The sequence below is a fragment of the Cupriavidus sp. F041 genome (genome assembly GCF_057814235.1).
The window spans coordinates 562,061-580,041 of sequence record NZ_JBVASY010000002.1; the positions used below are offsets into that span (position 1 = coordinate 562,061).

The window sequence follows — 17,981 nt, forward strand, 5'->3', positions numbered from 1 at the left end:
CACCGGCCGCCGGCGGCCCGGTGCGGCGGGATTGAACCCGTGCACCATGCCGGGGCGGACCAGGGCAAACAGATCCAAGGAGCTTCCCCCATGACCACGCTAGTGTAGTGTTGCACTCTTGAATGAACGTATAATATTCGCATGCCTCCAAGGTTCCACTATGAGGCAGAGTGGAGAGAGTGAATGCGAGTTGCCCCTGAGATTGTGCTGACCGACGAAGAGCGCGCCGAATTGACGAGACTGGTTCGTTCGAAGCTGACCAGTGTGAGGCTGGTACAGCGTGCGCACATCGTGCTGCTTGCGGCTGAGGGGATGCAGAGCAAGGACATTGCCGCGCAACTGAGCGTGGGCCGGGTGCAGGTCTCGCGCTGGCGCGAGCGCTATGCCCAATCGCGGCTGGCGGGCATTGAGCGCGACCGTCCACGTGGCGCGCCGCCGGTCAAGGTGGACGTCTCTCGCCTCGTGACGCTGACCACCCAGAGCCAGCCCGAAGCGGCCACGCACTGGAGCACGCGCAAGATGGCCGCCGAGTTGGGCGTGAGCGCCAGCACCGTCATGCGCCATTGGCACGCCCACGGGTTGAAGCCGCACATCGTGCGCGGCTTCAAGGTCTCGCGCGATCCGAAGTTCGTCGAGAAGCTTGAAGACATCGTGGGCCTCTACATGTCGCCACCCGAGCACGCGCTTGTGCTGTGCTGCGATGAGAAGAGCCAGGTGCAGGCGCTGGATCGCACACAGCCCGGGCTGCCGCTGAAGAATGGGCGCGCGGCCACCATGACTCACGACTACAAGCGCAACGGCACGACCACGCTGTTTGCCGCGCTCAACGTGCTCGATGGCCAGGTCATCGCCCAGTGCCAGCAGCGCCACCGCCATACCGAGTGGTTGACGTTCCTGCGCAAGATCGACCGCGAGACGCCCAAGGACAAAACGCTGCATCTGATCGCCGACAACTACGCCACGCACAAGCATCCTGCGGTGCAGGACTGGCTGGCCAAGCATCCGCGATTCAACATGCACTTCACGCCCACCTCGGCATCATGGCTGAACATGGTCGAGCGGTTCTTTCGCGACATCACAACCGAGCGACTTCGCCGCGGCGTATTCACCAGCGTGCCGGAACTGGTCGCCGCCATTAACGAGTACATCGCTCACCACAACACCAACCCCAAGCCGTTCATCTGGACCAAGAGCGCTCGCGACATCCTGCAGAAGGTCATTCGCGCCAACCGCCGCTTAAGTTCCAAACAGAATGCAACACTACACTAGTTATCAACGGCAAGCCCGTGCAGGTAGACGTTGATCCTTCCACGCCCCTGCTGTGGGCGCTGCGCGACAACCTCGGCATGACCGGCACCAAGTTCGGTTGCGGCATGGCCGCGTGCGGCGCATGCACGGTGCACGTGAACGGCCAGGCCACGCGCAGCTGCGTGACGCCCATCTCGGCCGCGCAGGGCGGGCGCATCACTACCATCGAAGGCGTTTCCGGCGACAAGGTCGGCCGCGCGGTGCTCGATGCCTGGATCAAGCATGACGTGGCCCAGTGCGGCTACTGCCAGAACGGCCAGGTCATGAGCGCGATAGGGCTGCTGCGCACCAAGAAGCACCCGAGCGACGCCGACATCGACCAGGCGATGGCCGGCAACCTGTGCCGCTGCGGCACCTACCAGCGCATCCGCGCGGCCATCAAGGACGCGGCGCGCGCGCTGGCTTGAGGGGACAAGGGGACGACACCATGCGAATCAGACAACTCGAAGCGCTGGCCGGCGGCAACCGCCGGGACGCCGAAGCTGCCGGGGCCGCCGCCACGCTGGACCGCCGCAGCTTTCTCAAGCTGACCGGCTTTGCCGGCGGCGGGCTGGCGCTGGGCGTGCTGCCCGTGCCGGCCGCGCTGGCGCAGGAAGGCGGGGCGCCCAAGGCGCCGCCTTCGCCGCCACAGGCTTTCCTGCTGATCGCGCCGGACAATACGGTCACGGTAGCGGTCAACCGGCTCGAATTCGGCCAGGGCGTGCATACCGCACTGCCGATGGCGCTGGCCGAGGAACTCGACGTGGACTGGAGCAATGTGCGCGCCACGCTGGCGCCCGCCGGCGACGCCTACAAGGATCCCGCTTTCGGCATGCAGATAACTGGCGGCTCCACCGCGCTCAATCACTCCTTCCAGCAATACCGGGAACTGGGCGCGCGCGCCCGCGCCATGCTGGTATCCGCCGCGGCAAAGCAATGGGCGGTCGATCCGTCGAGCTGCGAGGTGACGCTGGGCGTGGTCAGCTCCGGCAGCCATCGTGCCACCTTCGGCGAACTGGCAAAGGCGGCCATGGCGCTGCCGGTGCCGCAGCAGGTGACGCTCAAGGATCCGGCGCAGTTCAAGCTGATCGGCAAGCCCACGCGGCGCCTGGACGCGCGCGGCAAGCTGGATGCCAGCACCGCCTTCGGCATCGACGTGCGCCTCAAGGACATGGTCGTGGCCGTAGTGGCCCGTCCGCCGCGCTTTGGCGGCAAGGTGAAGTCTTTTAATGCCGACAAGGCGCGCGCGATCAAAGGCGTGGCCGATGTGATGCTGGTGCCCGTGGATCGCGGCGGCACCGGCGTGGCGGTGGTGGCGGACGGCTACTGGCCGGCCAAGCAGGGGCGCGATGCGCTGGAGCTCGTATGGGAGGACGCCGGCTCCCGCGCTTCCACCAAGGCGCTGTTCGCGCAATACAAGACGCTCGCCGCATCGCCCGGCACGGTCGCGCTGCGGGGCGATACGGGCGCCATGTCGGGCGCCGCGCGCACCATCGAGGCGGACTATGAGTTCCCCTACCTGGCGCATGCGCCGATGGAGCCGCTGAACTGCACCATGCAGGCGGAGCTGACCGGCAAGACAGTGCAAAGCGTCAAGGTATGGGTGGGGTCGCAGTTCCAGACCGTGGACCAGGCCGCCATCGGGCGCGTGCTCGGGCTGCCACCGGCCAAGGTCACGCTCAATACCATGATGGCGGGTGGCGGCTTCGGCCGGCGCGCCGTGCCCACCTCCGACTACCTGGTCGAAGCCGCCAACGTCCTGCTGGCCTGGGTCAAGAACGGCCATGACGAGCCGCTCAAGGTGATGTGGAGCCGCGAGGACGATATCCGCGGCGGCTACTACCGGCCGCTGCATGTGCATCGCGCGCGCATTGGCATGGACGCGAAAGGGCAGGTGCTCGGCTGGCAACACACCGTCGTTGGCCAGTCGATCCTCGCGGGCACGCCGTTCGAGTCCTTCATGGTCAAGGGCGGGGTGGACGCGACCATGGTCGAGGGCATCGTCGAGAACGACTACGGCTTCCCGCTGCAGTTGTCGGTGCACCATCCGCAGGTGGACGTGCCGGTGCTGTGGTGGCGCTCGGTAGGCAACACGCATACCGCCTTCGTCAAGGAAACGCTGGTCGACGAAATCGCGGTGAACGCCAGGCAGGATCCGGTGGCGTATCGCCTTTCCCGGCTGGACGCGGCAAAGCACGCGCGCCATCGCGCGGCGCTGGAGCTGGCGGTGCAGAAATCCGGCTACGGCAAGCGCAAGCTGCCCAAGGGCCAGGCCTGGGGCGTGGCGGTGCACGAGTCGTTCAATACGGTGGTGGCCTATGTGGTGGAAGTGTCGCTGGTGAAGAACGAGCCGCGCGTGCATCGCGTGACGGCCGGGGTGCATGCCAACCGCGTGGTCAATCCCATGTCCGCCGAGGCACAGGTGCAGGGCGCGTGCGTGTTCGGACTGGCGATGACGCGGCCGGGCTTTGCCATCGAGATCGAAAACGGCGCGGCGAAGAACAGCAATTTCCCCGACTATCCGCCGCCGCGCATCACCGACGCGCCGGTGGTCGACGTGTTCTTCGTGCCCTCCGGGGATCCGCCCACCGGGCTGGGCGAACCGGGCGTGCCGGCCATTGCGCCGGCAGTGGCGAACGCGTTGTTCACGCTGACCGGCAAGCGCCAGCGGCAGCTGCCTTTTGTGCTGAGCTGAGCGCGCGCGGGCTCAGGGCGCGTGGCTGTCGCCGGCCGCGCGCCAGGCCTGCGTGAAGCGCAGCAAGTCGTCGGCAGAGGCATCGGTGACGGCAGCGTAGCGCATGCCGTCCGCGTCCCAGGTGGCGAGCTGGTAGCCGTTGCGTGCCGCCATCTCGGGCGGCGCGCGGTTGCCGCGAGCGCCGGTGTTTGTCCTGTCCGGTTTGTCGTCAGCCTGCAAAGGCAGCACGAAGACATCGAGGGGGTGCTGGTTGCGGCGGTAGACCAGCACGGCGACCGCCCTTCCGTGCACGTAGTCAAGCCGGCCCCCGGCCAGCGGAAAGCCTTGCGCGGCCAGATCCCGCACCGTCGGCGCGTAGTCGATCCTGCCGTTGAACCAGGGCTTGACCGTGTGCCGGTCCGACGAGGCGACATCGATCGTGTGCCCCGAGAGCAGCGCGCGCACATGGCTGCTGACCGTCTCGCCTTGCACCGATTGCTCGGGCCTGTCGTTTACGTTTAGTGCGTACTGAACCATGCCGATGCCCAGCGTCGCCACCGTGAGCGCCGCCATGGCGGCATTGGCGGCCGGGCTCCATTCGAAATAGCGCCGTATCCGTTGCCACCAGGCGCTGGCGTTGCCGGAGGATGCGCTGCCACCGCTGCCGGCAAAACGCGGCGCCGGCCCCGCGTGGCTGGTGGCCTGCGCCTGGGCCAGCGCGGCGTTAAGGCTCGCGCGCAGTGCCGGGCCGGCGCGATGGTAGGCCGCATGCGCGCGCAAGGCAGTGCCCAGTTCGCGCAGTTGGGCTAGTTCGGCGGTACAGCCCGCGCATTGCGCCAGGTGCCGTTCCAGACGCAAGGCATCGCCCGCGCCGAGTTCGCCGTCGGCACAGGCGTGCAGCAGCAAGCGCGCGTCAGTGCAGTTCATGGCCTGTCTCCCCGGCAGGTTGCGGCGGCGTTCCGTGCATGCCGGTTGCCGCGGCTGTCCTGCCCGTTGCCGGCGCGGCGGACAGGGTGTTTGCCGCGCCGGTGATGCCGCTGGCGGTTCGCATCCCCTGCGCGCGCAAGGCGATCACCGTCACCGCCAGCAGCTTGCGCGCACGGGCCAGTCGCGACATCACGGTGCCCAGCGGGATATCCGCGATGGTGGCGATGTCGCGATAAGGCAGATCCTCCAGTTCGCGCAGCACCAGGACTTCGCGGAAGGCCAGCGGGAGTTGCTCCAGCGCGAGACGCAGCAGGCGGACATCCTCGGCGCGCAACAGCCCTTCCTCCGGGCCGTCGCCGTGGCCGTCCTGCCAGCCGGGCAGGGGCGTGCCATCGTAATGCGCGTCATCGTAGCCCGCGCCGTCGCCCTGGCCAGGCTGATGCCGCTTGCGCCAGGCGGTGAACCAAGTATTGCGCACGATTGCCAGCAACCATGCGCGCGGCTGGTCGCCCCGGAAACTGTCGAAAAAACAGAAGGCACGCAGGCAGGCTTCCTGCACCACGTCATCCGCCTCGGCGGGATTGCCCGACAGCCAGCGCGCCAGGTTGTAGGCGGCGTCGAGATGCGGAAGCACCAGATCGTCGAATCTGCGGCGCCGGTCGGCTGCGTTCACGTCACTCCTTCGGCCCGACGGCCGGGCGGGCACATCGGTGCCGCTCGTCCTGCGTGCCTGCTTGTCAGCGTATACCTGGGACGCCCCGAGTTTATTCCTGATTGCCGTGCCCCACCGCGGAAAAAAATAATGCGGGCGGCGGGAATAAACGCGGCTTCGCTTCGGTATGACAGACATCCCCCCAAGCCACGGATGGAGCCAACATGAAGCGAGCATGGAAACGGCGCGATTTCCTCGGGCTTGCCGCCTGCGCCGGCGGTGCGGTATTTGCGTCAGCCTTGCCCGGATGGGCAGCCGGGCGCGATGAAGCTTTTTACTTTGTCCAGTTGTCGGACGCGCACTGGGGCTTCCAGGGGCCGCCCAACCCGGATGCGCGCGGCACCTTGCCCAAGGCGGTCGCGGCGGTCAACGCGCTGGCGGAGCCGCCGGATTTCCTGATGTTCACTGGCGATCTCACGCATACCACCGACGATCCCGCCGAGCGCCGCCGGCGCATGCGCGAGTTCCAGTCCATCATCGCCGCGCTCAAGGTACCGGTTGTGCACCTGATGCCGGGCGAGCACGATGCCAGCCTGGACGAGGGCGCCGCCTACCGCGAACTGTTCGGGCCCACGCACTATGTGTTCGACCACAAGGGCGTGCATTTCATCGTGCTGGACAACGTGTCGGATCCCGCCGGCCGGGTCGGCGCGGCGCAACTCGACTGGCTCGCCGCCGATCTTGCGCGGCAGCCGCAGTCGGCCCGGATCGTGGTGTTCACCCATCGGCCTTTGTTCGACCTCTATCCGCAATGGGACTGGGCGACGCGCGATGGCGCGCAGGTGATCGAGCGGTTGATGCCGCATCCCAACGTGACGGTCTTCTATGGGCACATCCACCAGGAGCATCACCATATGACCGGGCATATCGCGCATCACGCGGCGCGTTCGCTGATGTTCCCGCTGCCGGTGGCGGGGTCGCAGGCGCAGCGCTTGCCGCTGCCGTGGGATCCGGCGCAGCCTTATCGCGGGCTGGGGTGGCGAGAGGTGGAGGCGCGCCGCGCGTCGGGCGATCTCGGGATTGAGGAGAAGCCTGTCATGGGCTGAGGCGCGCTGGTCCGTCCATCGTGCCGGGCAAGCAATCAGGAGTGGATCATGCCAGCAACACTGACACTACGGGAAGGAATCAGCCGCAGGCGGGCGCTGTGCTGCCTGCTTGCCCTGGCGGGCAGCGTGCCGCTATTGCATGGCGCGGCTGCCGAGCCGCGGGTGATCAAGGTGCACGCGCGGAAGTTTGTCTTCACGCCGGATCGGATTGCGCTGCGCGCCGGTGAGCCGGTGGTGTTCGAGTTGACGGCGCAGGATGTGATGATGGGGTTTAGCGTGCCGGATTTCGGTATTCGTGCCGACTTGCCTCCCGGCACGGTGGTACGGGTTCCGGCGTTGGCGAAGACGGCCGGGACTTTCGGGTTCCTGTGCGACATCTTCTGTGGGTCGGGGCACGAGACGATGAATGGGGTGATTGAGGTGACGTAGGGTGGGCGACTCAACGTCAAAGGCATAAAGTCAAAGACCTGAAGCGAAAGGCAGTTTCCCCCCTGTTTTCTCGTCTTGCCAGGAAAGCGGGCAAAAGAATGCGCCCCAATACGGCCTGGTGAGTTCCACACGGCCGCCGAAGATGGTGTCGGCCAGCGCCGCGCCCATTGACGACACGCGGCCTGGCAGCCCGGACCAGTTACGCAATATTGCCGATTTGTGCGGTGCGGTAGTTCCTCCCATGAGGGCAGTGACGATCGTTGCGCGACCACGCGCCGGATCGCTTGCGCTCATCCCTCAGCCGCGGTTTGTGCGAGCGGGCGCGGCCTGTTGTAATCTTGTGTAATTGTGCGCCGGCATGCCCTAGCTGGTTGCTTTTGCCGCTCCTGCCGCGTAGAAAGTAGATGTCAGTCGGTCGCGGCGGGCGAGCTGCAGCAATCCCGACGGCCGGCGACGCACAATAACGATATCTGGACGACGAGCGGGAAGACGTGGCCATGGAGACCGATCAAGAAAGCACACTGACCTACGCGCTGCTGGCGGTGCCGGCGCGCGCCGCCATCTGCCGCGCGCTGCTGGATGCGGGCGACGCTGGCATGCCGGCCTCCGAACTGGCCGTCGTGGCCGGGCTGAGCCTGCCGCGCGCCAGTCATCACTTCCAGGAACTGACGCAGGCCGACGTGCTGGCGCTCATCATCCGGGACCGGCAGGTGATCTATGCCCTCAAGGCACGGCGCGCGGTGAGCCTGGCGCTGGAGTATCTCGACAGTAGCGGACTCTAGTCCCTCCCGGCCCACACCAGTTGTTCAGCCGGCACCGGTGAAGCTGTCCGGTGCAGGTTGGGTGCCGGATTCGCGCGCCGTCTCGCCGGCAAGCGCGTGCGGCGCGCTTTGGTTTTTTGTCTCGTTGTTTGTGTTGTTCCGTATTGAAATCAGGTATCTATGTCCGCACTGGAAAGTCTGTTTGTCGCCCTCGAAGAGCGGGGCTGGGCTGTTTCCGACGACCTTATCGACAGCACGCTGGCCGCGCGGCTGCATGACGAGAGCCGCGCTGCGTGGGAGGCCGGCCTGTTCCACCCGGCCCGGATCGGGCGAGGCGACGAGACGGCACGCGACGCCGGCATTCGCGGCGATTCGATCCTGTGGCTCGACGATGTGCCTGCCGGCACGGCCAGGCAGGATTTCCAGGCGTGGGCGGCGGCCTTTCGCGCGGACCTGAACGCCAGGTACTTCCTGGGTTTGAAGCGCGAGGAATTTCACTTCTCGCACTATCCCGTGGGCACGGCCTACAAGAAGCACGTCGACCAGCATCGCGCGACCCTGCACCGCAAGATTTCGCTGGTGCTGTATCTCAATCCGCAATGGGACGAGCACGACGGCGGCGAACTCGCGCTCTACGCCCAGGACGGCGATGCCGCGGAGCTGCACCGCGTGCTGCCGAAACGCGCGCGGCTGGTGGTGTTTCGCAGTGACCTGGTCCCGCATGAGGTGCTGCCCTGCCACAAGACCCGCTGGGCGCTGACCGGCTGGTTTCGCACCGATCCCGCGTAGAGCGCGCCTTATATTCCAAGGGCTGCCGTCCCGCCAGCAAGTGTCCAATCCGAGCCCATGCACATGAGCACACACCCGCAGTCGCACGAAGGCGATGCCGCCGCCAGCGGGCAGTTTTCCGCCGGGCTGGAAGCCCTGCTCACGTCGCATGCCATGCGCCGCCAGTTGGTGAAGGGCGAGGTGCTGTTCACCTACGGCTCCAACCCGGATGCGCTCTTCTGCGTCGAGCGCGGCGCCATCAAGGTCAGCAGCACGGCGCAAAACGGGCGCGAGGCTGTCCTCAGCCTGCTCGAAGCGGGGCAGTGGTTCGGCGAGGTCTCGCTGTTTATCGATGCGCATCGCGTGTACGACACCCGCGCCGCCGAGGCGAGCGAAGTGCTGGTGATTCCCGCAGCCACCTTCCATGCGCTGATTGCACGGGAACCGCGCTTGTTGATGGAATTCACGCAACTGATCTGCCGGCGCTACCGTAGCGCGCTGGAATGGATCGATGAGGTGATCCTGATGCCGTTCCCGGTGCGCCTGGCGCGGCGCCTGCTTGCCGTCGAACACGCGCATGCGCTGTCGGCGCAAGGCATGCAAACGCAGGGCGGGCGCCCCGCGCTGAAGCTGTCCCAGGAGGAACTGAGCCACATGCTCGGCGTGTCTCGCCAGAGCGTCAACCGGCAACTCAAGGACTGGGAGAAGCAGGGGGTACTGCGCCTGGAATACGGGCGCCTGATCCTGTGCGACAAAGCGGCGCTGCAGGCCATCGGCTGCGAGGCCGCGCCGGCTCCATAGGCGTGCGCGGCATGTGCGGTGCGCATTCGCAACCGGCGTCGCGCTTCGTCGCAACATTGAAATAACCGGCGGCTAAGATCCGGCGGGGCCAGCAGATACTTCTCCCTCACGGGGATGGCAGGTTTTTTGACGAAATCCGTGTCTGCCTGGCCCCGCCCTCCTTGCGGCTGCGCGCTATTTCGAAGTTGGGAATTGCGCGCCGGCCTATGTTGATCGTCCGCGGTCCCGGGATTGTTGCGTTTTCTGACGGTTGTTTTATTGCACCGCAAGATGAATCCCGTAGGCCTTTATATAACGCGAGACGGCATCCAGCGCCTATAATTATTGTGCGTCGCAGCAGTTCGCATGCGACTCTCGGAAGCCAGGATGGACCGCGGCACGAAGCCACTGGCTTTCCGTCCGCCCGGCTTGTTCATGCATGAGCGCATGGCCACTGCGCGCCATGGCAGTGCCGGCGTCCTGCGTGTGCGGGTTTCCATTTCCCATCGCCGCAAAGTGACGCCTGCCGGTCTCCACAAGACCCGTTCCGCGGCCGTGGCCGACCATCCGGACCTTGGCCGTCCATCAGCAATTAGCGCTCAACAATCAGCAAGAGGTGTGCAATGTTGCCGTGTGAGCGATGCGAGCGCCAGGCCGGCAGGCCAGGACACCTGCCGCCCCACCCGGACCTGGAGGCCGCGCGGACAGACGCGCCGGCGGTGGGTGGCGCGGCCTATGTCTATCGATGCCGCCAGTGCGGCCATACCATGGTGCTGCGCAGCCCCAGCCCGGAAGTGCCGGACTATTGGGCGCTGGGCGGCGACGAGGCGCGCTCCGCCTGAGCGCCTGTCAGCAGGGCCGCCGCTCATCCTGTTGTTGGCGCTGCGGCGCCGTGCCATCATCGCGCAGCCGCGGGCGATGTCCTTGCCGCGCTGCATTCAACTGCCTCTCAACTTCAAGGCCCGCAAATTCCGCAGATGGATTGGAGCGATATCAAAGTCTTCCTGGCGATTGCCCGGGCCGGCACCCTCGGCGGCGCCGCGCGCATGACCGGGCAGACCCAACCGACCATGGGGCGCAGGCTCAAGGCGCTGGAGGAAGCCGTCGGGCACGCCTTGTTCCAGCGCACCAGCGAGGGTTTCGTGCTGACCGACGAGGGCGCTGCCGTGCTCGCCCACGCGGAGCGCATCGAGGAGGAGGCCATTGCCTTCGAGCGCCAGTTGTCGGGCCAGGCGCGGGAACTCGATGGCATGTTGCGGATTTCGTCGTCGGACTGGTTTGGCGTGCACATGCTGACGCCAGTGATCGCGGACTTTATCCGCGCCCATCCGCGCGTCGCGGTGGAACTGGTGACCGATGCGCGCCTGCTTAGCCTGGCACGCCGCGAGGCCGACCTGGTGTTCCGCATCCGCGCTTTCGACGAACCCGATGTCGTGCAGCGCAAGCTGATGCAGATGGACTACGCGCTCTACTCGGCGCCCGGCGTGGCGCCGCCGCGCCCCGGCGATGGCGAAGGCCATGCCCTGCTGACGCTGGATACCGGCCTGGCCGACCTGCCCGACGTGGCCTGGATGCGCAAGCTCCTGCCCAGGGCCAGGGTCGCGTTCGGAAGCAACAGCCGCGAGGCGCAGGCAAAGATGTGCGCGGCCGGCGCCGGGCTGGCGGTATTGCCATGCCTGCTGGCCGAGCGCCTCGGCGGCCTGCAGGCCATCGACATGGGCGAGCCGCCCCCGCGGCGCGATGTGTGGGTCGGCTATCACCGCGACCTTCGCCGGCTCGGACGGCTGCGTGCCTTCCTCGACGCCACCATCGAGCGCCTCGGCGGTGGTTAGCGCGGCGCGCGCTCAGTCCTTCGCAATTTCCACCACCGGCTTGCCGCTGGCCGTACCGTTTTCGATGGCGTGGTGCGCTTCGATCGCGTTGCCGAGATGGAACTGGCGCGGGTCGAGCCGCACGGTGAGCTTGCCGGCTTCGGCCAGCCGGGTGGCTTCGCGCAGGATTTCGCCATGATGGGCGCGGCCCTTGCCGGTCAGCAAAGGCATCAGTGTGAACACGCCCGAATACGTGGCGGCGCGGAACGATAGCGGCGCCAGCGAGTGCGTGCCCCAGCCCAGGCAACTGACCACATGGCCGCCATAGGTGCGCGCGGCCCGGAAGGCACTGTCCAGCACCGCGCCGCCCACGGTGTCGTAGACCACGTCGAAGCCTTCGCCGCCCGTATGCTGATCGACATACTGCTCGACCGATGTCGCCGCGAAGTCGATCGCCGTGGCGCCGTAGCCTTCGATGATCTCCCGATGGCGGGCCGATCCGGTGGCATGGACCTGCGCGCCGAGAGCGCGGGCGATCTGTACTGCGATGTGCCCGACGCCGCCCGCACCGCCGTGCACCAGCACCTTCTGCCCGGCCTGCACCCGCGCCCGGTCGACCAGGCCTTCCCACGCGGTGATGAACACCAGCGGCAGCGCGGCGGCTTCGCGCATCGATAAATTGACTGGCTTGGCCGCCAGCAGGTCGGCGTCCACCGCCGCGTACTGCGCGAGCGAGCCTTGCAGGCCGCCCACGCCGCCGGTCATGCCATAGACCTCGTCGCCGGGGGCAAAGGCCGTCACACCCGGGCCGACGGCCTCGACCACGCCAGCCATATCCAGCCCCAGCACGGCGGGCAAGGGGTGGCGGGCGTGCGCCGCATTGCCGGCGCGGATCTTGGTGTCGAGCGGGTTGACGCCACTGGCCAGGATGCGCACCAGCACCTGGCCGGGGCCGGCCTCCGGCCTGGGCAGCCGGACGGTCGAGAACGGCGAGCCGGCGGCTTCGACGACGAGGGCCTGCATGGAGGCTTGTGACATGGTGAACTCCCGGAAGGAATGTCATGGGTTGGTGTCACCATTCTTGGTTATGCGAAAATTTTCGTAAATCAACTAATTTGCACATGTTTCATGCGAATCTGAATGACCGTGGGTGCGGCTCGGGGCTGAATCAGGGCATTGCCGCTCAATCTCACGTCTCCGGGCATAGCCTTGTGTGCCGAGGCAATCAATCGGACTTGCACAGGCATGGCTGATGCATCACCCGCGTACGTCCTGTCATTCTGTTGATCCCAATCAACCTGTCCCGCGTGCTGCCACCTACTGTTATCTTGCGGCGCGTCATTTCCGTGTTGCCCGCGGTGTTTCGGGGTCTGCTGATTCGCATTACAGTATCCGGGGGCGTGAATGGAGCAATGAGTGCAATGAGGATGAGGTTAGCGATTTGGCTCGTCGTGATAGCCGTTCTGTTGCCGGAGGGTGCCGTCGCCGCCGACTTCGGCAGCAAGGGCGGGCCTGAGCCTGCCAACATCGACCAACTGACCGATCTCCTTCGCGAGGATCCCTATGATCTGGAGTTGCTGATCAGCTTCGGCACCTCCAAGGGCGGGTCGGCCGGCCATCTCGCCTTGGCGATCCGGGACGATGCGCCTGGCGACGATCTGGTCTACTCGGCCAACTTCTATGCCGACCGTACACGTAAGCACCAGAGCGGCTTCTACACCTCGGATCTGATGGTTGGCATCCCGAAGAAAGAGTACTTGTTCAAGACTGTCTCCTCACTCGCGGAAACGGCATCGTTTGGACTGGACTTTGGCGAGATCTACAAGCGCTCGGTCATCGGCGTGCGCGTCCGTGGCATACCGGCCAGCGACAAGGGGGCCTTGGTGGCTTACTTCAGGCGCATCAATGACGACTATCACCAGCGCGCCAGGAATACCGAGTATCACCGCGGCGAGATCAAGTACGACTACATGCGGCTCAACTGCGCCAAAACCGTCGGCGCTGCATTCAAGTTTGGGGCGGGCTACAAGGACCTGGAGGTCACCAGCGCCAAGGTTCTGTCCGGACGGCGGGTGGTGGCGGCCGCCACGGCCAACCTCCCCACCGAGATGGCGATGAAGCTCATCAAGGAGTGGGGCAAGCGCGGGTACGGCATGGACGTGGTGCTGTACAAGAAATACGGCGGCTCGACCTATGTGGATCCGCACGAGGACGAAAAGGTGGCCTTCAAGGACCTGCTCAATCGTTTCCCCTCGGTCCTGTCTATGGATTTCCGCAGGGAGCAAGGCGCCTACGAGGACTTCGACAACCTCTTGGCCATGTATCTCCTCTACAACCTGGGCAAGTACAGCGTGCGCGTAAACGAGCAGACGATGCTGCTTGAAATTGAGAAGGACAAGCGTCCAATGGCCTACCCGGAGGCAGCCAGCCTTGCCGCCCAGAGCGCCAGGTCGGACAGCGAGAATTTCCGCCGCCACATCCCGTTCAGCCAGAGAGGTACAAGGATTGGGGAAACGCCGGATAACACGCACCTCTACGATTTCACTGACAAGGATGCAAGGACGACGAAGCCCTAGAGATTGAAGCCACAGTCAGTTCCGACGGCACGCGCCGCTTCAGCGGCTTTCAGCGCCTGACCGAGCGGGCCGCTGCTCACACCTGGGCGGGAGGCAGCACACGGGCCGGGCGGAGGCTCCACCACACCGACAGCAGGCCACCCAGCGCGCGCAGTGCGCACATGGGATGAACGGCACATTGCCGCACCTGCTCGCTGCGGGCTTTGCCATACAGGCACCAGGTACAGAAGTGCTCGCAGTTATTGCTGAGCAGGCGATAACGGCTTTCGCCCAAGCGCGAGCGCGCCCTTCTGATCGCCTCGATGCCACCATAGCGCGACCGAGGCTCGGCTCTTACCTCGAAGCCGTGGCCGGCAGCAAAGCCCTCCAGGCTTAGCTCTTCCACCGGCCCGGCGTGCGCGCCGCTGCAAAGGCCTGCGTAGTGCACCACGCGGCCACCGCCCACATAGATGCCATGGTGACTGTAGCCACGGCGCTGCGTAACCAGATGCGCGCCAGGCGGCGGCTCGCCGTCCTCCGCGAGCCGTCGCGGCGGTGCCTGCCGGCTTACAATGGCACTTCGGATGATGTTCTCGCTCTTCATGACGCACACTCAGAAATCAGGGTCGGATGCTGGCAGGAGGGGTAACTGCCTCTGAGGTGCACTATGAGAAACGGGCTTCACGCCTGCTTCGCTCAAATCTCAAATTTTCATCACGGGGCCGACGGCTCGGCTGCTTCCGGAAGGCGCGACAGGTTGGCATATCGACCCTTCAACAGGGCCAGTGTGAGGATGGTGGGGAAATTCACTACCATGACAGAGCAGGCGCCAAGCGGCTCGAGCTCGCACACAAAGGCAGCCGACGGTTGGTCTGGCGCCAAAAAAGATGTCGTTGCAAGATCCCTTGCGTTGATTCAACGGGTCTTCGTCTTGCCCCAGGGCCGCATCAGTGTGGTCCGGTCGCAATGGATCCGGCAACTGAATCCGGATTGGGAGCGGGCCCTTCCACATTGCGCGGGACGCCTGACCGGGTCAGGCGGTCCAACACCGTCTTGCGCTCGATTTCGGCCGCCGCGCGTGCGGTGAAGATCTGGTAGACGTAGCCAATCAAGACCTCTTCCTCATGCATTTTCCGGGTGTCGAGAAATGCCATATGTCCGATCACGCGGCGTTCGCTGTTCAGGATCGGTACGCCGTAGTAGCTTTCGAAATCCTTCTCGCGGGGAAACTGCCGGCCCAGTCCCTCGGGGTGAAAGGTGGGCAGGCCTTCGTTGAACACGGCTTCACAGGGGGTCCCCGCCAACTCATACTCGAAGTTGTCGCGAAAGCCATTCACGAACCAGAACGCCAGCGTATGGACCCGCCGCGGCGGCCATCCCGTGCATTCGGTCACGAAGGCACATGGCACGTCCAGCGCCGCGGCAAAGTGGCGTACCAGTGCCCGGAAGAAGTCGTCCCCGCAGGTTCCCGTAGTGCCCTCCACGATGTGCTTGAGAATGTCCTCGACCCGTCTGATGCGCGTCACATCGGTGTCTAACCCGACCAGCCGGCCGGGCTTGCCGTTGGCGTGGCGAATGGCACTGGCTAGTGAATCCACCGAGCGGTAGCGGCCATCCTTGTGCAATAGCCTGATCTGCTGCTGGTAGCGTGGTGTCGCTCCCTCCAGGTGCTGTGCAATCGCGGCTTCCACGACGGGCAGGTCGTCCGGATGCACGCGTTGCCGCCAGGCTTGCATGGTGTCCGGCAACTCGTCCTCGTCGAAACCAAGCATGCTCTTCCAGCGCTGCGACAAGCGAACGTCGCCCGTCTGGATATTCCATTCCCACATGCCGTCGTCGGCCGTGCGCATCGCCAGCGCGTAGCGCTCCTCGCTGGAGCGCAGCGCTACCTCGATCTGGGTGCGTTTTTCCGTGGCCAAGTCGAGCGCTTGTTGCAGTGTCTGGACACGTACCTGGAGCTGCGCGAATGCATCCTTCAATTGCGCGATTTCATCCGTGGCAAGGGGAGAGGACGGCACGGGCGATTTTGCCGACGCCTGCGTGCCGGTATGCAACAGGGTGCCAAGCGGACGCCACAGGAAGAGGTGTAAAGCCGCTGCCGCGGAGGCTAGCATCAGAGCCACGCCGCCGGCGGCAACCAATGCCAGTTCAGCACGCGTACCAGGCGCCCAACCGAAGGCCAGCCAGGTAGTCAGCAGCAGGCCGGTCAGCGCTGCCGGCAGGAGTAGCTTCCATCTCAGTCCCATGGCGGATTTTCCTGCGCGATCGAGCCAGGTGTGGTCTGCCTGGCGGTTGTCGATGTAAGTGTACTAAGCATCATGTCAAGAGGGTTATGCGAACGGCGTGCGGCCAAGCGATCGCCGATGCCGCACGGGCCATTCCCAACATAGCGCATGCGCCCATACGCAACCAGTACGGCCTTGATGACGGGCAAGCCGCACCAATCAGGTGTACACCCCGGGTGAACTCCCGGTTGAAATTCACCAGGCGAAATCCATTAACTCCGCGTGAGGGTTTCGTGATCTTTTCCGACCAAAGTAGCAGGAAGCACAAGGCGGCGGTAGCGGAGGTGTTTCGTGATGCAAGGTGAGATGAAAAAGGTTCCTTTCTCGACGGCGACCAATGACCCGGCGCGGGTCGGATTGGGGCTTCGCGCGCCGCATTACAGGCAGGTCCTGGCGGAGCGGCCTGCCGTCGGGTGGTTTGAAGTCCATAGCGAGAATTACTTCGGCGATGGCGGCCAGCCGCTGTACTACCTGCAGCGGATACGGGAAGCCTATCCTCTGAGCCTGCATGGCGTCGGCCTCGGCCTAGGCTCGACCGAGTCGTTGGACCGGGCTCACCTGCGGCGCTTGCGCGCACTCGTCGATCGCTTCGAACCCGGACTGGTATCCGAGCATCTGAGTTGGGGCCGCGTCCCGGGCCGGGCCCTGAACGATCTGCTGCCCCTGCCGTACACGGAGGAAGCGCTTGCGGTGGTGCGTGAGCACGTACATGAGACCCAGGATTGCCTGCGCCGCCAGTTGCTGGTGGAGAATATCTCGAGCTATCTGCAGTTTGCGCATTCGACCATGCCCGAAGCGGAATTCATTGCCGCGCTCGCCCACAGCACGGGCTGCGGCATCCTACTCGATGTCAATAACGTCTACGTGAATGCGGTCAACAATGGCATCGATCCGCTGGCCTTTCTCGACGCCATTCCAGTGGCGGCGGTGAAGGAGATCCACCTGGCCGGCCATGACCGTGTGGGCCAACTGCTGATCGATACCCATGGCCAGCGGGTCGCCGACCCGGTGTGGGCGCTGTACCAGTACGCAGTGGAGCGCTTTGGTGCGGTGCCCGCCTTGATCGAATGGGATACCGGGATTCCCCAGCTTGCGGTCCTGCTTGATGAAGCCGACATCGCCGCCAGCATCATGGAGACGGCCAATGCCTTCGCTGCATGAACTTCAGCGCAACTTCGCCGGCGCGCTCCTGTCGCGGGACCCAGCGCGGCTCAGTGCGGATCTCGTCGCGGGCGGCGCCGCGGCGCACGAGCGGATCGATATCTACATCAACAACTTTCACCACAATGCTCACGAAGCCTTGCGCGCGGTGTATCCGGTGGTAGAGCAACTGGTGGGCGAGGCGTTCTTTAACTACGCGGCGGATCAATACCTGCTGGCTTACCCGTCGACAAGCGGGGACATCCAGCAATATGGCGGCAGCCTGGCAACATTCCTTGCGCAATTTGGTCCGGCGGCTTCACTGCGCTACTTGCCCGATGTGGCGAGGCTCGAATGGCTGGTGCATCAGGTGTTCCATGCCGCCGACCACGGACCACTTGCCATCGAACGCCTGGCGGCCGTCGCGCAAGCCGATTGCACGACGCTGCGCTTTATCCTGCATCCGGCCAGCCGCTTACTGGCGTCTGCGTTTCCAGTCTCGCGGATCTGGCAAGCCAACCAGCCAGGCGCGCAAGACAGCCAGGATATCGACGCCGGCAGCGGCGGCGTCCAGTTGCTGGTCCGGCGCAGTGGCTATACAGTGGAACTGCTGCCGCTTGACGCGGTGGAGTTCGCGATGCTGCAAGCGCTTGCCGGCGGCCAGACGGTCGAACAGGCCTATGAATGCGCGTTGAGGGTCGAGCCCGCCTTCGCACTGGCGGACTTCATCCGGCAGCACATCATGGATGCCACCATCATCGGCTTTGAGACGGAATCGCCTGGCGTGGAGCGCATCGGCTAGCGTG

The 17,981-nt window shown here is 65.3% G+C and carries 18 protein-coding genes; 13 read left to right on the plus strand and 5 right to left on the minus strand.

All coding sequences use genetic code 11. The features are described 5' to 3' along the window. Window positions 1-183: 183 nt before the first annotated feature. Genes ACZY0R_RS19650 through ACZY0R_RS19660 form a run of 3 tightly spaced genes read left to right on the plus strand, consistent with a single transcriptional unit; the run spans window position 184 to window position 3,982 of the window. Window positions 184-1,269, plus strand: a complete 1,086-nt coding sequence (locus ACZY0R_RS19650; RefSeq protein ID WP_488857529.1) for an IS630 family transposase — start codon at window positions 184-186, stop codon at window positions 1,267-1,269. A 17-nt stretch (window positions 1,270-1,286) separates the two neighbouring features. After that, complete coding sequence (locus ACZY0R_RS19655) at window positions 1,287-1,715, plus strand: (2Fe-2S)-binding protein (protein WP_488860523.1); 429 nt, start codon at window positions 1,287-1,289, stop codon at window positions 1,713-1,715. 20 nt (window positions 1,716-1,735) lie between these two features. Beyond that, window positions 1,736-3,982 (plus strand): xanthine dehydrogenase family protein molybdopterin-binding subunit, encoded by a 2,247-nt coding sequence (locus tag ACZY0R_RS19660; protein WP_488860525.1) that lies wholly within the window; start codon window positions 1,736-1,738, stop codon window positions 3,980-3,982. 12 nt (window positions 3,983-3,994) lie between these two features. Here ACZY0R_RS19660 and ACZY0R_RS19665 read toward each other — a convergent pair whose 3' ends face one another. Continuing rightward, the gene (locus ACZY0R_RS19665; protein WP_488860527.1) at window positions 3,995-4,888 is read right to left on the minus strand and encodes an anti-sigma factor family protein; all 894 of its coding nucleotides are present in this window, start codon (window positions 4,886-4,888) and stop codon (window positions 3,995-3,997) included. Next, window positions 4,875-5,561 (minus strand): RNA polymerase sigma factor, encoded by a 687-nt coding sequence (locus ACZY0R_RS19670; protein ID WP_488860529.1) that lies wholly within the window; start codon window positions 5,559-5,561, stop codon window positions 4,875-4,877. The genes ACZY0R_RS19665 and ACZY0R_RS19670 overlap by 14 nt, the downstream gene beginning before the upstream one ends. 203 nt (window positions 5,562-5,764) lie before the next feature. Between ACZY0R_RS19670 and ACZY0R_RS19675 the strand changes: the two genes are divergently transcribed. The 7 genes from ACZY0R_RS19675 (at window position 5,765) to ACZY0R_RS19705 (ending at window position 11,216) form a co-directional block, all read left to right on the plus strand. Next, window positions 5,765-6,646, plus strand: coding sequence for a metallophosphoesterase family protein (locus tag ACZY0R_RS19675; protein WP_045239212.1), 882 nt, complete (start codon window positions 5,765-5,767; stop codon window positions 6,644-6,646). A 48-nt stretch (window positions 6,647-6,694) separates the two neighbouring features. Beyond that, window positions 6,695-7,075, plus strand: a complete 381-nt coding sequence (locus ACZY0R_RS19680; protein WP_488860531.1) for a cupredoxin domain-containing protein — start codon at window positions 6,695-6,697, stop codon at window positions 7,073-7,075. A gap of 497 nt (window positions 7,076-7,572) precedes the next feature. Then, the gene (locus ACZY0R_RS19685) at window positions 7,573-7,857 is read left to right on the plus strand and encodes an ArsR/SmtB family transcription factor (RefSeq protein WP_045239210.1); all 285 of its coding nucleotides are present in this window, start codon (window positions 7,573-7,575) and stop codon (window positions 7,855-7,857) included. Window positions 7,858-8,016: 159 nt separating this feature from the next. Continuing rightward, window positions 8,017-8,625 carry a 2OG-Fe(II) oxygenase gene (locus ACZY0R_RS19690; RefSeq protein WP_488860533.1) on the plus strand — a complete coding sequence of 203 codons (609 nt, stop codon included), beginning with the start codon at window positions 8,017-8,019 and terminating at the stop codon, window positions 8,623-8,625. Window positions 8,626-8,688: 63 nt separating this feature from the next. Then, window positions 8,689-9,405: a Crp/Fnr family transcriptional regulator gene (locus tag ACZY0R_RS19695; RefSeq protein ID WP_488860535.1), complete on the plus strand. Its 717-nt coding sequence runs from the start codon at window positions 8,689-8,691 to the stop codon at window positions 9,403-9,405. 602 nt (window positions 9,406-10,007) lie between these two features. Then, entirely contained in the window at window positions 10,008-10,226 is a 219-nt protein-coding gene (locus tag ACZY0R_RS19700; RefSeq protein ID WP_045239208.1) for a hypothetical protein, read from the plus strand. A gap of 135 nt (window positions 10,227-10,361) precedes the next feature. After that, complete coding sequence (locus ACZY0R_RS19705) at window positions 10,362-11,216, plus strand: LysR family transcriptional regulator (protein ID WP_045239207.1); 855 nt, start codon at window positions 10,362-10,364, stop codon at window positions 11,214-11,216. A 12-nt stretch (window positions 11,217-11,228) separates the two neighbouring features. On the opposite strand, the gene ACZY0R_RS19710 is transcribed toward ACZY0R_RS19705, so the two are convergent. Further along, entirely contained in the window at window positions 11,229-12,233 is a 1,005-nt protein-coding gene (locus ACZY0R_RS19710) for a zinc-dependent alcohol dehydrogenase family protein (RefSeq protein ID WP_488860538.1), read from the minus strand. Window positions 12,234-12,607: 374 nt separating this feature from the next. Between ACZY0R_RS19710 and ACZY0R_RS19715 the strand changes: the two genes are divergently transcribed. Beyond that, the gene (locus tag ACZY0R_RS19715) at window positions 12,608-13,771 is read left to right on the plus strand and encodes a YebO family protein (protein ID WP_488860539.1); all 1,164 of its coding nucleotides are present in this window, start codon (window positions 12,608-12,610) and stop codon (window positions 13,769-13,771) included. A gap of 76 nt (window positions 13,772-13,847) precedes the next feature. On the opposite strand, the gene ACZY0R_RS19720 is transcribed toward ACZY0R_RS19715, so the two are convergent. Continuing rightward, window positions 13,848-14,354: a lecithin retinol acyltransferase family protein gene (locus ACZY0R_RS19720; protein ID WP_488860541.1), complete on the minus strand. Its 507-nt coding sequence runs from the start codon at window positions 14,352-14,354 to the stop codon at window positions 13,848-13,850. Between the two features lie 343 nt (window positions 14,355-14,697). After that, window positions 14,698-15,996, minus strand: coding sequence for a PAS domain-containing protein (locus ACZY0R_RS19725; protein ID WP_488860543.1), 1,299 nt, complete (start codon window positions 15,994-15,996; stop codon window positions 14,698-14,700). A gap of 345 nt (window positions 15,997-16,341) precedes the next feature. On the opposite strand from ACZY0R_RS19725, the gene bufB reads away from it, so the two are divergent. Together bufB and ACZY0R_RS19735 are read left to right on the plus strand one after the other, a co-directional pair. After that, a complete protein-coding gene (gene bufB, locus ACZY0R_RS19730; RefSeq protein ID WP_488860545.1) occupies window positions 16,342-17,196 on the plus strand; it encodes an MNIO family bufferin maturase in 855 nt (284 codons plus the stop codon). Continuing rightward, window positions 17,180-17,977 (plus strand): HvfC/BufC N-terminal domain-containing protein, encoded by a 798-nt coding sequence (locus ACZY0R_RS19735; protein ID WP_488860547.1) that lies wholly within the window; start codon window positions 17,180-17,182, stop codon window positions 17,975-17,977. Before bufB ends, ACZY0R_RS19735 begins: the two co-directional genes overlap by 17 nt. Window positions 17,978-17,981: the final 4 nt, after the last annotated feature.

Excerpts from the sequence above, each read along its gene's own strand:
- ACZY0R_RS19650 (WP_488857529.1), top strand. The coding sequence starts at position 184 with ATGCGAGTTGCCCCTGAGATTGTGCTGACCGACGAAGAGCGCGCCGAA.
- ACZY0R_RS19660 (WP_488860525.1), top strand. The coding sequence starts at position 1,736 with ATGCGAATCAGACAACTCGAAGCGCTGGCCGGCGGCAACCGCCGGGAC.
- ACZY0R_RS19665 (WP_488860527.1), bottom strand. The coding sequence starts at position 4,888 with ATGAACTGCACTGACGCGCGCTTGCTGCTGCACGCCTGTGCCGACGGC.
- ACZY0R_RS19675 (WP_045239212.1), top strand. The coding sequence starts at position 5,765 with ATGAAGCGAGCATGGAAACGGCGCGATTTCCTCGGGCTTGCCGCCTGC.
- ACZY0R_RS19680 (WP_488860531.1), top strand. The coding sequence starts at position 6,695 with ATGCCAGCAACACTGACACTACGGGAAGGAATCAGCCGCAGGCGGGCG.
- ACZY0R_RS19685 (WP_045239210.1), top strand. The coding sequence starts at position 7,573 with ATGGAGACCGATCAAGAAAGCACACTGACCTACGCGCTGCTGGCGGTG.
- ACZY0R_RS19690 (WP_488860533.1), top strand. The coding sequence starts at position 8,017 with ATGTCCGCACTGGAAAGTCTGTTTGTCGCCCTCGAAGAGCGGGGCTGG.
- ACZY0R_RS19695 (WP_488860535.1), top strand. The coding sequence starts at position 8,689 with ATGAGCACACACCCGCAGTCGCACGAAGGCGATGCCGCCGCCAGCGGG.
- ACZY0R_RS19700 (WP_045239208.1), top strand. The coding sequence starts at position 10,008 with ATGTTGCCGTGTGAGCGATGCGAGCGCCAGGCCGGCAGGCCAGGACAC.
- ACZY0R_RS19705 (WP_045239207.1), top strand. The coding sequence starts at position 10,362 with ATGGATTGGAGCGATATCAAAGTCTTCCTGGCGATTGCCCGGGCCGGC.
- ACZY0R_RS19710 (WP_488860538.1), bottom strand. The coding sequence starts at position 12,233 with ATGTCACAAGCCTCCATGCAGGCCCTCGTCGTCGAAGCCGCCGGCTCG.
- ACZY0R_RS19715 (WP_488860539.1), top strand. The coding sequence starts at position 12,608 with ATGAGTGCAATGAGGATGAGGTTAGCGATTTGGCTCGTCGTGATAGCC.
- ACZY0R_RS19720 (WP_488860541.1), bottom strand. The coding sequence starts at position 14,354 with ATGAAGAGCGAGAACATCATCCGAAGTGCCATTGTAAGCCGGCAGGCA.
- ACZY0R_RS19725 (WP_488860543.1), bottom strand. The coding sequence starts at position 15,996 with ATGGGACTGAGATGGAAGCTACTCCTGCCGGCAGCGCTGACCGGCCTG.
- bufB (WP_488860545.1), top strand. The coding sequence starts at position 16,342 with ATGAAAAAGGTTCCTTTCTCGACGGCGACCAATGACCCGGCGCGGGTC.
- ACZY0R_RS19735 (WP_488860547.1), top strand. The coding sequence starts at position 17,180 with ATGCCTTCGCTGCATGAACTTCAGCGCAACTTCGCCGGCGCGCTCCTG.